At 63.0% G+C, this 12,795-nt stretch carries 13 protein-coding genes; 10 read left to right on the top strand and 3 right to left on the bottom strand.

The features are described from left to right. Positions 1–28: 28 nt before the first annotated feature. The 3 genes from AC0SZ7_RS08945 to AC0SZ7_RS08935 form a co-directional block, all read right to left on the bottom strand. Positions 29–1,342, bottom strand: a complete 1,314-nt coding sequence (locus tag AC0SZ7_RS08945) for an MFS transporter (protein WP_475504051.1) — start codon at positions 1,340–1,342, stop codon at positions 29–31. 185 nt (positions 1,343–1,527) lie between these two features. Next, on the bottom strand, positions 1,528–2,766 hold the full coding sequence (locus AC0SZ7_RS08940) for a transporter associated domain-containing protein (protein ID WP_475504050.1): 1,239 nt from the start codon (positions 2,764–2,766) through the stop codon (positions 1,528–1,530). Positions 2,767–2,777: 11 nt separating this feature from the next. After that, on the bottom strand, positions 2,778–3,590 hold the full coding sequence (locus AC0SZ7_RS08935) for a cytochrome C assembly family protein (RefSeq protein WP_475504049.1): 813 nt from the start codon (positions 3,588–3,590) through the stop codon (positions 2,778–2,780). Between the two features lie 192 nt (positions 3,591–3,782). On the opposite strand from AC0SZ7_RS08935, the gene ffh reads away from it, so the two are divergent. The 10 genes from ffh to thrC all read left to right on the top strand — a co-directional run bounded on the left by ffh (position 3,783) and on the right by thrC (position 12,789). Further along, positions 3,783–5,162, top strand: a complete 1,380-nt coding sequence (gene ffh, locus AC0SZ7_RS08930; protein WP_475504048.1) for a signal recognition particle protein — start codon at positions 3,783–3,785, stop codon at positions 5,160–5,162. Between the two features lie 248 nt (positions 5,163–5,410). Continuing rightward, complete coding sequence (gene rpsP, locus AC0SZ7_RS08925) at positions 5,411–5,662, top strand: 30S ribosomal protein S16 (RefSeq protein ID WP_008366201.1); 252 nt, start codon at positions 5,411–5,413, stop codon at positions 5,660–5,662. 5 nt (positions 5,663–5,667) lie between these two features. Continuing rightward, positions 5,668–6,207 (top strand): ribosome maturation factor RimM, encoded by a 540-nt coding sequence (rimM, locus tag AC0SZ7_RS08920; RefSeq protein WP_416422769.1) that lies wholly within the window; start codon positions 5,668–5,670, stop codon positions 6,205–6,207. 3 nt (positions 6,208–6,210) lie between these two features. Further along, positions 6,211–6,963, top strand: coding sequence for a tRNA (guanosine(37)-N1)-methyltransferase TrmD (trmD, locus tag AC0SZ7_RS08915; RefSeq protein ID WP_027978896.1), 753 nt, complete (start codon positions 6,211–6,213; stop codon positions 6,961–6,963). Between the two features lie 43 nt (positions 6,964–7,006). Further along, the gene (gene rplS / locus AC0SZ7_RS08910; protein WP_027978895.1) at positions 7,007–7,357 is read left to right on the top strand and encodes a 50S ribosomal protein L19; all 351 of its coding nucleotides are present in this window, start codon (positions 7,007–7,009) and stop codon (positions 7,355–7,357) included. A 292-nt stretch (positions 7,358–7,649) separates the two neighbouring features. Continuing rightward, positions 7,650–8,057: an acyl-CoA thioesterase gene (locus tag AC0SZ7_RS08905; protein ID WP_475504047.1), complete on the top strand. Its 408-nt coding sequence runs from the start codon at positions 7,650–7,652 to the stop codon at positions 8,055–8,057. 36 nt (positions 8,058–8,093) lie between these two features. Continuing rightward, a complete protein-coding gene (gene xerD, locus AC0SZ7_RS08900) occupies positions 8,094–8,990 on the top strand; it encodes a site-specific tyrosine recombinase XerD (protein ID WP_475504046.1) in 897 nt (298 codons plus the stop codon). A gap of 157 nt (positions 8,991–9,147) precedes the next feature. Continuing rightward, a complete protein-coding gene (gene dsbC / locus AC0SZ7_RS08895; protein ID WP_475504045.1) occupies positions 9,148–9,885 on the top strand; it encodes a bifunctional protein-disulfide isomerase/oxidoreductase DsbC in 738 nt (245 codons plus the stop codon). 135 nt (positions 9,886–10,020) lie between these two features. Beyond that, complete coding sequence (locus AC0SZ7_RS08890) at positions 10,021–11,325, top strand: homoserine dehydrogenase (RefSeq protein ID WP_475504044.1); 1,305 nt, start codon at positions 10,021–10,023, stop codon at positions 11,323–11,325. Positions 11,326–11,379: 54 nt separating this feature from the next. Then, a complete protein-coding gene (gene thrC / locus AC0SZ7_RS08885) occupies positions 11,380–12,789 on the top strand; it encodes a threonine synthase (protein WP_475504043.1) in 1,410 nt (469 codons plus the stop codon). Positions 12,790–12,795: the final 6 nt, after the last annotated feature.

The following is a 12,795-nucleotide window of genomic DNA, read 5'->3' as shown; positions in this document are numbered from 1 at the left end:
AACCCTGTAGCAGCGGCCACAGGCCGCGTCACGCCACCTTGCTCAAATCCTCATCCCGCGTTTCCTTCAGGCACAGCACCGCCAGCACGCTGAGCAGCGCCGCCGCCGACACATACCCGCCCACCCAGCCCAGGCCGCCCATGGCCACCAGCTTCTGCGCCGCGAACGGCGCCGCCGATGCCCCGACGATACCGCCCAGGTTGTACGCTGCCGATGCCCCGGTGTAGCGCACGCGCGTGGGGAACAGTTCGGGCAGCAACGCGCCCATGGGGGCGAAGGTGAAGCCCATCAGGAACAGCTCGATGCTCAGGAACAGCGCCACGCTGGTGGTCGAACCCTGGGTCAGCAGTGGCTCCATGGCAAAGCCCGAGGCAATCGCCAGCACGCCGCCGAACACCAGCACTGGCTTGCGCCCGAAACGGTCGCTCAACGCTGCCGAAATCGGCGTGGCCAGGGCCATGAACAGCACCGCGAAGCACAGCATGCCCAGGAAGCTTTCACGGCTGTAGCCCAGGGTGGCCACGCCGTAGCTCAGGGAAAACACTGTGGAGATGTAGAACAGCGCGTAGCACACCACCATGGACGCTGCGCCCAGCAGCATGGGCCGCCAGTATTGGGCGAACAGTTCCACCAGCGGTACTTTCAGTTTTTCGTGGTTGGCCATGGCCTTGGCGAACACCGGGGTTTCTTCCAGCTTCAGCCGCACGTACAGGCCCACCATTACCAGCAGGGCGCTGAGCAGGAATGGCAGGCGCCAGCCCCAGGCGCGAAATTGTTCGTCGCTGAGCAGCACCGCCAGGCTCAGGAACAGGCCGTTGGCTGCCAGGAAACCGATGGATGGCCCCAGTTGCGGGAACATGCCGAACCAGGCGCGCTTGCCCTTTGGCGCGTTTTCGGTGGCCAGTAGCGCAGCTCCGCCCCATTCGCCGCCCAGCCCCAGGCCTTGGCCGAAGCGCAGCACACACAGCAGGATCGGCGCCCAGGCGCCTATCTGGTCGTAGCCGGGCAGCACGCCGATCAGGGTGGTGCACACGCCCATCAGCAGCAGCGAGGCTACCAGGGTGGATTTGCGCCCGATGCGGTCGCCGAAATGGCCAAACAGCGCCGAGCCCAACGGGCGGGCAAGGAAGGCGATGCCGAAGGTGAGGAAGGCCGAGAGCATCTGCGCAGTACCGGAGGTCTGCGGGAAGAACACCGGGCCGATCACCAGGGCGGCAGCCGTGGCGTACACGTAGAAATCGTAGAACTCGATGGCGGTGCCGATGAAGCTGGCGGTGGCCACCCGGGCAGTGGAGTTGCGCGGCTGTTCGGTGCCGCTGGCAGCGTAGGTGCTGGTGCTCATTGCAGGTTCCCTGGCGAAATTATTATAGGTGCGGGGCAGGGTGGGCCGCAGGCAGGTGGCCGGTTCACGTCCGTGCGGGTAGCAGGGCGCGGCGGCAGGGGGCTGGGTAAGCTGGTTTGATTATATGAATTGCGGCCGGTGGTGCAACCTGTAGCCGCAGCCTGGCGGCAGCGGCTACGTTGGTTTCAGGCCAGTTTGGGTAAGCTTGAGGTATGCCAGATCAGCACCCGCGTCACGCGGTTTTCCTCGGCCTGCAGGATTTCCAGCCGGTAACGGCCGATCTTCAGGCACACCGCGCAGTCGGGAATGCTTTCCAGCGCCTCGGTCACCAGGCCATTGAGGGTCTTGGGGCCGTCGCTGGGCAGGTGCCAGCCCAGGGTCTTGTTCAGTTCGCGAATGGACGCCGCGCCATCCACCACGAAGCGGCCATCGGCCTGCGGGTGCACATGGGGGTTGTCCATGGTGTGTTCGTCTTCGAACTCGCCGACAATTTCTTCGAGGATGTCTTCCAGCGTCACCAGGCCCAGCACTTCGCCGTATTCGTCCACCACCACGCCCAGGCGGCGCTGCTGCTTGTGGAAGTTCAGCAACTGCAGGTGCAATGGGGTGCTTTCGGGCACGAAGTAGGCGTCGTAGCAGGCCGCCAGCAGGGCTTCCATGGTCAGCTCGCCTCTTGGCAGCAGGTGGCTGACCTGGCGGGTGTTGAGCACCTTTTCCACCTGGTTGATGTCGTTGTGGTACACCGGCAGGCGGGTGTGCCGGCTGATCATCAGCTGTTCGGCGATTTTCTCGATGGGGTCGTCCAGGTTCAGGCCGTCGACTTCGCTGCGCGGCACCAGGATGTCATTGACCGTGATGCGGTTCAGCGACTGCAGGCCGCCCAGCAGGTGCGGGGCGCTGGTTTCCTGGTCTTCGTCCAGTTCGTCTTCCGGTTCATCCGGCCCTGGCTCATCGTGGGGGCGCGCGATAGGCCGGGCGATGGGCGCGAACGGCTTGAGCAGCAGGCGGGCGATGCCGCTGAACGGCCACACCACCGGGTACAGCAGGGTCAGCGGCAGGCGCAGCAATGAGTTGCCCAGGCCGATGAAGGTTTCGGGATGGCGGCGCGCCAGCAGGCGTGGCAGGTATTCACTGAAGGTCAGCAATACCGAGGCCATGATCAGGCCGCCGGCCCACAGGCCATTGACGTGCCAGTGGTACACCGCCACGAACACCCCCAGCACCACCGCCAGCACCCGGCACAGGGTGTTGCACAGCACCAGGCTTTCCAGCGGGAAGGCCAGGCTGGGGCGCTCGCCCACCTTGCGCCGGGTGCGCAGGGCGGCCAGGTGGTTGCGGGCGGTTTCCACGCCCGTGAACAGCGCCGACCAGAGGATCGACAGCAGCACGAAACCCAGCATCGCGCCCAACGGCAGATTGTCCATTTACTCGCCCGTCAGATGTGCAGAATGTATTCGCGGACCAGCTTGCTGCCGAAGTAGGCCAGCATCAACAGGCAGAAGCCGGCCAGGGTCCAGCGGATCGCCTTGTGCCCGCGCCAGCCCAGGCGGTTGCGGCCCCACAGCAGCACGCTGAACACAATCCATGCCAGGCAGGCCAGCAGGGTCTTGTGCACTAGGTGCTGGGCGAACAGGTTTTCCAGGAACAGCCAGCCGGAAATCAACGACAGCGACAGCAGCCCCCAGCCGGCCCACAGGAAGCCGAACAGCAGGCTTTCCATGGTTTGCAGGGGCGGGAAGTTCTTGATCAGCCCGGAAGGGTGCTTGTGCTTGAGCTGATGGTTCTGGATCAGCAGCAGCAAGGCCTGGAACACCGCGATGGTGAACATGCCGTAGGCCAGGATCGACAACAGGATATGCGCCAGGATGCCCGGCTCCTCGTCGATCAGCGGTACGGTACCCTTGGGAATGAACTGCGCGATCAACGTGGTGGTGGCGCCCAGCGGGAACAATAAAAGCAGCAGGTTCTCCACCGGAATGCGCGTGCAGGCGATCAGCGTCAGGGCGATGACCGCGGCCGAGATCAGGCTGGCGGCGCCGAAGAAGTCCAGGCTCAGGCCCTGGGGCGTGATCAGCTGGTAGTTCAGCGCCAGGCCCTGGGCCACCACCGCCAGGGCGCCGATGACGTAGAGCAGGCGTTTGTCGACCGCAGCGCGTTGTTTCACGCGGGTGCCGTGGTAGACGGTCGCAGCGGCATAAAGGAAGGCGGCGGCGAGGCTGGGGAGCAAACTGGGTGACAAGGGGAGCATAAGTCCTGTGGAGCAAGCCCGAAAGTGGCTGAGTGTGGCATAGAACGGCCGCCGGACGAAAGACTGGCGCCGCACTGGTGTCCGTGGCGCGGACTTCTCGCTATAATCGCCGACCTGCCCACGCCGCGCCTCTATTTTTTCACGGGCCAGGCTGCTTAACCTCGGTTCAATTGAGCCTGTAAAGGATCGCGCATGTTTGAAAACCTTACCGAACGTCTTTCGCAGACGCTGCGCCATGTCACTGGCAAGGCCAAGCTGACGGAAGACAACATCAAAGACACCCTGCGTGAAGTGCGCATGGCGTTGCTGGAGGCTGACGTCGCCTTGCCAGTGGTGAAGGACTTCGTCAACAAGGTCAAGGAGCGTGCGGTCGGCACCGAAGTGTCGCGCAGCCTGACCCCAGGCCAGGCGTTCGTGAAGATCGTCCAGGTCGAGCTGGAAGGCTTGATGGGCGCGGCCAACGAAGACCTGGCGCTGAACGCCGCACCGCCTGCCGTGGTGCTGATGGCTGGTCTGCAAGGTGCGGGCAAGACCACCACCGCCGGCAAGCTGGCGCGCTTCCTCAAAGAGCGCAAGAAGAAGAGCGTGATGGTGGTGTCGGCCGACGTGTACCGTCCGGCGGCCATCAAGCAGCTCGAAACCTTGGCCAACGACATCGGCGTGACGTTCTTCCCGTCCGACATCAGCCAGAAGCCGGTGGCCATTGCCGAAGCGGCCATCCGCGAGGCGAAGCTGAAGTTCATCGACGTGGTCATCGTCGACACCGCCGGCCGCCTGCACATCGACGCCGAGATGATGGGCGAGATCCAGGCCCTGCACGCCGCCATCAAACCGGTGGAAACCCTGTTCGTGGTTGACGCCATGACCGGCCAGGACGCCGCCAACACGGCCAAGGCCTTTGGCGACGCGCTGCCGCTGACCGGTGTCATTCTGACCAAGGTCGACGGTGATGCCCGTGGTGGTGCCGCGCTGTCGGTGCGCGCCATTACCGGCAAGCCGATCAAGTTCATCGGCATGGGCGAGAAGAGCGAAGCGCTCGAGCCTTTCCACCCGGATCGTATCGCCTCGCGGATCCTGGGCATGGGCGACGTGCTCAGCCTGATCGAGCAGGCCGAGCAGACCCTGGATAAAGAGAAGGCCGACAAACTGGCCAAGAAGCTGAAGAAGGGCAAGGGCTTCGACCTCGAAGACTTCCGTGACCAGCTTCAGCAAATGAAGAACATGGGTGGCCTGGGCGGCCTGATGGACAAGCTGCCGAGCATCGGCGGCATGAACCTGTCGCAAATGGGCAACGCCCAGAACGCCGCTGAAAAGCAATTCAAGCAGATGGAAGCCATCATCAACTCCATGACCCCGGCCGAGCGCCGCGACCCTGACCTGATCAGCGGTTCGCGCAAGCGCCGGATCGCCCTGGGTTCCGGCACCCAGGTGCAGGACATCGGCCGCTTGATCAAGCAGCACAAGCAGATGCAGAAGATGATGAAGAAGTTTTCCACCAAGGGCGGCATGGCCAAGATGATGCGCGGCATGGGCGGCATGCTGCCCGGCGGCGGTGGCATGCCGAAGATGTGATTACCCGTGCCAGCCCCCGGGCTGGCACCGCCCGCAGCAGTGCGGGCACCGCGGTAAACCTGCCCCGGCAGGTCCATCGGCCACCCATGAGGGTGGCCATATAAGGCAAATCAATCAGGCGTGCAGTTGGCGCCGGAAAAAGGCATTTGCAAAAGTCCGGATATTCCTTGAGAATATGCGGCCTTTCGGGCACCCGTGTGCCCGCTGTGCATTATGATTTGCAGCACCGACTACAGGAACGATGTTCAATGCTAACCATCCGTCTTGCCCGTGGCGGCTCTAAAAAGCGCCCATTCTACCAACTGACCGTGACCGACTCGCGCAACCCGCGTGACGGCTCGCACAAAGAGCACGTTGGCTTCTTCAACCCAGTGGCTCGTGGCCAGGAAATCCGCCTGTCCGTGAACCAAGAGCGCGTCAACCACTGGTTGAGCGTTGGTGCACAGCCTTCTGAGCGCGTTGCTCAGTTGCTGAAGGAAGCTGCCAAGGCTGCGGCCTGAGCAATATGAACACGACGCCAGCTACTGCTGATGATTTGATCGTTATCGGCAAGATTTTCTCGGTTCACGGCGTTCGTGGCGAAGTGAAGGTTTACTCCTTTACTGATCCGATTGACAACCTGTTGGACTACAAAACCTGGACGCTCAAGCGCGCAGGCAGCGTGGACAAGCAGGTAGAGCTGGTCAGCGGGCGCTTGCAGAGCAAGTTCCTGGTCACGAAGCTCAAGGGTCTTGATGATCGCGACGAAGCCCAGCTTCTGTCCGGTTACGAGATCTGCGTGCCACGTGATCTGTTTCCGGATTTGGACGACGGCGAGTACTACTGGTACCAGCTGGAAGGTCTGAATGTCATCGACCAACTCGGGCAACTGCTCGGGAAGATCGATCACCTGCTGGAGACCGGTTCGAATGATGTGATGGTGGTCAAGCCTTGCGCTGGCAGCCTGGATGATCGTGAACGCTTGCTGCCCTATACGGAGCAGTGTGTGTTGGCTGTCGACCTGGCCGCAGGCGAAATGAAGGTTGATTGGGATGCGGACTTCTAGGCAATGGCCAGCCTGCGCGTAGAAGTGATCAGTCTGTTCCCCGAGATGTTTTCGGCCATCAGCGAGTACGGCATTACCAGCCGCGCGGTGAAACAGGGGTTGTTGCAACTTACCTGTTGGAATCCGCGGGACTACACCACAGATCGTCACCATACGGTGGATGATCGGCCGTTTGGCGGTGGTCCGGGGATGGTAATGAAGATCAAGCCCCTGGAAGATGCGCTGGCCGAGGCCAGGAACGCAGCGGGGGAGTCGGCGAAGGTCATTTACCTGTCGCCGCAAGGCCGCCAGCTGACTCAGCAGGGGGTACGCGAACTGGCTGAATCGGAATCGCTGATTCTGATCGCAGGGCGCTATGAAGGCATTGACGAGCGGTTTATTCAGGCTCATGTCGATGAAGAGTGGTCGATTGGTGACTATGTACTGTCTGGCGGTGAGCTGCCGGCGATGGTCCTGATCGATGCGGTTACGCGACTGCTGCCCGGAGCTTTAGGGCATGCGGACTCCGCGGAGGAAGATTCCTTCACGGATGGTCTGCTGGATTGCCCGCACTACACCCGACCGGAGGTGTATGCGGATCAGCGTGTTCCCGACGTATTGCTTAGTGGCAATCATGCACACATCCGGCGCTGGCGTTTGCAGCAGTCCCTTGGGCGGACCTACGAACGACGTGCCGATCTTCTGGAAAGACGCTCGCTTTCTGGAGAAGAGAAGAAGCTGCTGACGGAGTATCTCCGTGAGCGGGACGATAGTTAACGTATCGATGGTAGATCACAAAGATTTACCTTAGGAGCACAGCATGACCAACAAAATCATTCTGCAACTCGAAGCCGAGCAGATGACCAAAGAAATCCCGGCCTTTGCCCCGGGCGACACCATCGTCGTTCAGGTGAAAGTGAAGGAAGGCGATCGCGCTCGTCTGCAGGCGTTCGAAGGCGTTGTTATCGCCAAGCGTAACCGTGGTGTGAACAGTGCTTTCACTGTTCGTAAAATCTCCAACGGCGTTGGCGTAGAGCGTACTTTCCAGACCTACAGCCCGCAGATCGACAGCATGGCCGTGAAACGTCGTGGTGACGTGCGTAAAGCCAAGCTGTACTACCTGCGCGACCTGTCGGGTAAAGCAGCTCGCATCAAGGAAAAACTGGCTTAATAGCCGTTTTACCGATGCAAGAAGAAAGCAGCCTCCGGGCTGCTTTTTTGTGCTCGCGATTTATGCCCGCCCTTGTGGGAGCGGGGGGGGGGGGGGGGGGGTTTTTTGGGGTGCAGGGGGCGGGGGCCCACCGCCCCCCCAGTAACCCACCCCGGAGCCTCCGGGCTGCTTTTTTGTGCTCGCGATTTATGCCCGCCCTTGTGGGAGCTGGCTTGCCAGCGAGCTTTTTAAGGCTGAAAAGCTCGCTGGCAAGCCAGCTCCCACATTTACGACACCCTGGCGATAGACCTTCATGACCCCACGCGACCTCGAAATCCAGCGCCGCACCGACCTCTCGGTCAGCCGCGTCACCAAGGCGGTGTTCCCGCCCACCACCAACCACCACAACACCCTGTTCGGTGGCACCGCCCTGGCCTGGATGGACGAGGTGTCGTTCATCACCGCCACGCGCTTCTGCCGCCTGCCGCTGGTGACCGTGTCCACCGACCGTATCGACTTCAACCATCCCATTCCTGCCGGCAGCATCGTCGAACTGGTAGGCACCGTGGTGAAGGTCGGCAATACGAGCCTCAAGGTGCTGGTGGAAGTGTTCGTCGAAAGCATGAGCTGTGATGGCCGCGAAAAAGCCATCGAAGGCGTGTTCAGCTTCGTCGCCATCGACGATGACAAGCGTCCGGTGCCGGTATTGCCGGGCCTGTGAGGTAGACTGCGGCTTTCAATCGCCCGGTTTGCGCAGATGCCCGCTGTAGATCACCCCCTCATTGACCAGTACCTCGACGCCCTGTGGCTGGAAAAAGGCCTGTCGGACAACAGCCGCGACTCCTACCGCAGCGACCTCACCCTGTTCAACGGCTGGTTGCAGGAAAAAGGCGTGCAGTTGCCCCAGGCGGGCCGCGAGCTGATCCTCGACCACCTGGCCTGGCGCGTGGACCAGGCCTACAAGCCGCGTTCCACAGCGCGATTCCTCTCTGGCGTGCGTGGCTTTTATCGCTACCTGCTGCGTGAAAAGCTGATTGCCGTGGACCCGACCCTGCAGGTCGAGATGCCCCAGCTGGGCAAGCCGTTGCCTAAATCCTTGTCGGAAGCCGACGTGGAGGCCTTGCTCAAGGCCCCGGACCTCAGCGAGCCCATCGGCCAGCGCGACCGCGCCATGCTCGAAGTGCTGTACGCGTGCGGCCTGCGCGTGACTGAACTGGTGAGCCTGACCCTGGGCCAGGTCAACCTGCGCCAGGGCGTGCTGCGGGTGATGGGCAAGGGCAGCAAGGAGCGCCTGGTGCCCATGGGTGAAGAGGCCGTGGTGTGGGTGGAGCGCTACCTGCGCGACGGCCGCAACGACCTGCTGGGCGGGCGCCCCAGCGATGTGCTGTTCCCCAGCCAGCGCGGCGAGCAGATGACCCGCCAGACCTTCTGGCACCGCATCAAGCACCAGGCCAGCGTGGCCGGCATCGGCAAGTCGCTGTCGCCGCACACCCTGCGCCACGCCTTCGCCACGCACCTGCTCAACCACGGCGCCGACCTGCGCGTGGTGCAGATGCTGCTGGGCCACAGCGACCTGTCCACCACGCAGATCTACACCCATGTCGCCCGCGCCCGCCTGCAGGACCTGCACGCCCGTCATCACCCGCGCGGCTGAGGCGATCACCGCACATCTCTTGTTGCCGTGTCATTCGGACAGAGTCCGTGAATGTGGTAGGCTTGGGCGGTTACCAAAGCGGGCATCGAATGCCGGCTGTTTCCGGACAGCCGACCCAGCACGATTGGCCCCTTCGTCCGCTGCCTCAGGAGTTCCCATGCGCGTGACCCGAATTCTCGCTGCCGCCGCCCTTGCGCTGCTCAGCACCGTGGCCCTGGCCGACGACAAGGCCGAACAGGCCATCCGCAAGACCCTCGCCACGCTGCAGCTCGACACCCCGGTGGAAAGCATCGCCGCCAGCCCGCTCAACGGCCTGTACGAAGTGAAGCTGCAGGGCAGCCGCGTGCTGTACGCCAGCGCCGACGGCAAGTTCGTGATGCAGGGCTACCTGTTCCAGGTGCAGGACGGCAAGCCGGTCAACCTCACCGAAATCACCGAGCGCCAGGGCGTGGCCAAGACCATCAACGCCATCCCTGCCAACGAAATGGTAGTGTTCCCGGCCGTGGGCGAGACCAAGTCGCACATCACCGTGTTCACCGACACCACCTGCCCGTACTGCCACAAGCTGCACGAAGAGGTGCCGGCGTTGAACAAGATGGGCATCGAAGTGCGCTACCTGGCCTTCCCGCGCCAGGGCCTGGGTTCGCCAGGTGACGAGCAGCTGCAGGCCGTGTGGTGCTCCAAGGACCGCCAGGACTCGCTGACCAAGCTGATCAACGGCAAGAACGTCGACACCCCGGCCAAGTGCGCCAACCCGGTGAGCAAGCAGTTCGCCATGGGCCAGTCGATCGGTGTCAACGGCACGCCGGCCATCATTCTTGAAGATGGCCAGATGATTCCTGGCTACCAGCCGGCCCCGCAAGTGGCCAAGCTGGCCCTGGGCGCCAAGGGCTGATGGGCGCCGCCTTCGTGTCATCCAAGATCAAGGCCTGACGGGAATGCCCGCCAGGCCGTAATTTACCAAGCCGCACGGGTGTGCGGCGGTTTGTCACGGCCGACCCTGTGTCGGCCGTTTTATGGGGAGTTCAGAGTGAAACCGGTCAAAGTAGGCATCTGTGGGTTAGGTACCGTCGGTGGCGGCACCTTCAACGTACTTCAGCGCAACGCCGAGGAGATTGCCCGCCGTGCCGGGCGTGGAATCGAAGTGGCCCAGATTGCCATGCGTTCGCAGAACCCGAATTGCCAGATTACCGGTACCCCCATTACCAACGATGTCTTTGCCGTGGCCACCAACCCCGACATCGACATCGTCATCGAGCTGATCGGCGGTTACACCGTGGCCCGCGAGCTGGTGCTCAAGGCCATTGAGAACGGCAAGCACGTGGTCACCGCCAACAAGGCGCTGATCGCCGTGCACGGCAACGAGATCTTCGCCAAGGCGCGCGAGAAGGGCGTCATCGTCGCCTTCGAAGCTGCCGTGGCCGGTGGTATCCCGGTGATCAAGGCCATTCGTGAAGGCCTGTCCGCCAACCGCATCAACTGGGTGGCCGGCATCATCAACGGCACGGGCAACTTCATCCTCACCGAAATGCGCGAGAAGGGCCGTACCTTCGAAGACGTGCTGGCCGAGGCGCAGGCCCTGGGTTACGCCGAAGCCGACCCGACCTTCGACGTGGAAGGCATCGACGCGGCGCACAAGCTGACCATCCTGGCGTCCATTGCCTTTGGTATTCCGCTGCAGTTCGACAAGGCCTACACCGAAGGCATCACCCAGCTGACCACCGCCGACGTCAACTACGCCGAAGCGCTGGGCTACCGCATCAAGCACCTGGGCGTGGCGCGCAGCACTGCCGCCGGCATCGAGCTGCGCGTGCACCCGACGCTGATCCCGGCCGACCGCCTGATCGCCAACGTCAATGGCGTGATGAACGCCGTGATGGTCAACGGTGATGCCGCCGGTTCCACCCTGTTCTACGGCGCTGGCGCCGGCATGGAGCCTACCGCTTCGTCCGTGGTGGCAGACCTGGTGGACGTGGTGCGTGCCATGACTTCCGACCCGGAAAACCGCGTGCCGCACCTGGCCTTCCAGCCCGATTCGCTGTCGGCCCACCCGATCCTGCCGATCGAGCAGTGCGAGACCGCCTACTACCTGCGCATCCACGCCAAGGACCACCCGGGCGTGCTGGCCCAGGTTGCCAGCATCCTGTCGGAGCGCGGCATCAACATCGAATCGATCATGCAGAAGGAAGTCGAGGAGCAGGACGGCCGCGTGCCGATGATCCTCCTGACCCACCGCGTGCAGGAACAGCGCATGAACGACGCCATCAAGGCCCTCGAAGGCCTGGAAGGCGTGGTCAGCCCGGTTGTGCGCATCCGCGTCGAGCACCTCAACTAATCAGTAGCCGCCAGCCCTGCGGGGGCTGGCGGTCAGAACCAAAGGTTTGCAACCATGCGTTATATCAGTACTCGCGGCAAAGCCCCGGCCCTGAACTTCGAAGACGTGCTGCTGGCTGGCCTGGCCAGTGACGGCGGCCTGTACGTGCCGGAAAACCTGCCACGCTTCACCGTTGAAGAAATCGCCTCGTGGGCCGGCCTGCCGTATCACGAACTGGCCTTCCGCATCATGCGCCCGTTCGTCACCGGCAGCATTCCGGACGCCGACTTCAAGAAAATCCTCGAGGAAACCTACGGGGCCTTCGCCCACAACGCCGTGGCGCCGCTGCGCCAGCTGAACGGCAACGAGTGGGTGCTGGAGCTGTTCCACGGCCCCACCCTGGCCTTCAAGGACTTCGCCCTGCAACTGCTGGGCCGCCTGCTGGACTACACCCTGGCCAAGCGTGGCGAGCGCGTGGTGATCATCGGCGCCACCAGCGGTGACACCGGCTCGGCCGCCATCGAAGGCTGCAAGCACTGCGAAAACGTCGACATCTTCATCCTGCACCCGCACCAGCGCGTGTCGGAAGTGCAGCGCCGGCAGATGACCACGCTGTTTGGCGACAACATCCACAACATCGCCATCGAAGGCAACTTCGACGACTGCCAGGAAATGGTCAAGAACAGCTTCGCTGACCAGGGCTTCCTGAAAGGCACGCGCCTGGTGGCCGTGAACTCGATCAACTGGGCGCGCATCATGGCCCAGATCGTCTACTACTTCCACGCAGCCCTGCAGCTGGGCGGCCCGGCGCGTTCGGTGTCGTTCTCGGTGCCTACCGGCAACTTCGGCGACATCTTCGCCGGCTACCTGGCCCGCAACATGGGCCTGCCGGTCAACCAGCTGATCGTCGCCACCAACCGCAACGACATCCTGCACCGCTTCATGAGCGGCAACCAGTACGCCAAGGAGACCCTGCACGCGACCCTGTCACCGTCCATGGACATCATGGTGTCGTCGAACTTCGAACGCCTGCTGTTCGACCTGCACGGTCGCAACGGCGCCGCCGTCGCCGAATTGATGGACACCTTCAAGCAGGGTGGCGGCTTCAGCGTCGAGCAAGAGCGCTGGACCGAAGCCCGCAAGCTGTTCGACTCGCTGGCGGTCAGCGACGAAGCCACCTGCGAGACCATCGCCGAAGTCTTCGCCCAGACCGGCGAGGTGCTGGACCCCCACACCGCCATCGGCGTCAAGGCCGCGCGCGAATGCCGCCGCAGCCTGGACATCCCGATGGTGGTGCTGGGCACCGCGCACCCGGTCAAATTCCCGGACGCGGTGGTCAAGGCCGGTGTCGGCAAGGCGTTGGAATTGCCAGCACACCTTACCGACCTGTTCAGCCGTGAAGAGAAGTGCACGGTGCTGCCAAACGACCTGAAAGCCGTCCAGGCCTTCGTCAGCCAGCACGGCAACCGCGGCAAACCGCTGTAAGCCAGT

This window comes from Pseudomonas sp. JC1203, from assembly GCF_056175065.1.
The sequence above is the reverse complement of the archived record's forward strand: the minus strand, read 5'-3'. Positions and strand labels throughout refer to the sequence as shown.

Bases quoted from the DNA above. Each gene is read 5' to 3' on its own strand.
- rpsP (WP_008366201.1), top strand. From the start codon at position 5,411: ATGCTAACCATCCGTCTTGCCCGTGGCGGCTCTAAAAAGCGCCCATTC.
- AC0SZ7_RS08940 (WP_475504050.1), bottom strand. From the start codon at position 2,766: ATGGACAATCTGCCGTTGGGCGCGATGCTGGGTTTCGTGCTGCTGTCG.
- rimM (WP_416422769.1), top strand. From the start codon at position 5,668: ATGAACACGACGCCAGCTACTGCTGATGATTTGATCGTTATCGGCAAG.
- thrC (WP_475504043.1), top strand. From the start codon at position 11,380: ATGCGTTATATCAGTACTCGCGGCAAAGCCCCGGCCCTGAACTTCGAA.
- xerD (WP_475504046.1), top strand. From the start codon at position 8,094: ATGCCCGCTGTAGATCACCCCCTCATTGACCAGTACCTCGACGCCCTG.
- rplS (WP_027978895.1), top strand. From the start codon at position 7,007: ATGACCAACAAAATCATTCTGCAACTCGAAGCCGAGCAGATGACCAAA.
- AC0SZ7_RS08905 (WP_475504047.1), top strand. From the start codon at position 7,650: ATGACCCCACGCGACCTCGAAATCCAGCGCCGCACCGACCTCTCGGTC.
- trmD (WP_027978896.1), top strand. From the start codon at position 6,211: ATGGCCAGCCTGCGCGTAGAAGTGATCAGTCTGTTCCCCGAGATGTTT.
- ffh (WP_475504048.1), top strand. From the start codon at position 3,783: ATGTTTGAAAACCTTACCGAACGTCTTTCGCAGACGCTGCGCCATGTC.
- AC0SZ7_RS08945 (WP_475504051.1), bottom strand. From the start codon at position 1,342: ATGAGCACCAGCACCTACGCTGCCAGCGGCACCGAACAGCCGCGCAAC.
- dsbC (WP_475504045.1), top strand. From the start codon at position 9,148: ATGCGCGTGACCCGAATTCTCGCTGCCGCCGCCCTTGCGCTGCTCAGC.
- AC0SZ7_RS08935 (WP_475504049.1), bottom strand. From the start codon at position 3,590: ATGCTCCCCTTGTCACCCAGTTTGCTCCCCAGCCTCGCCGCCGCCTTC.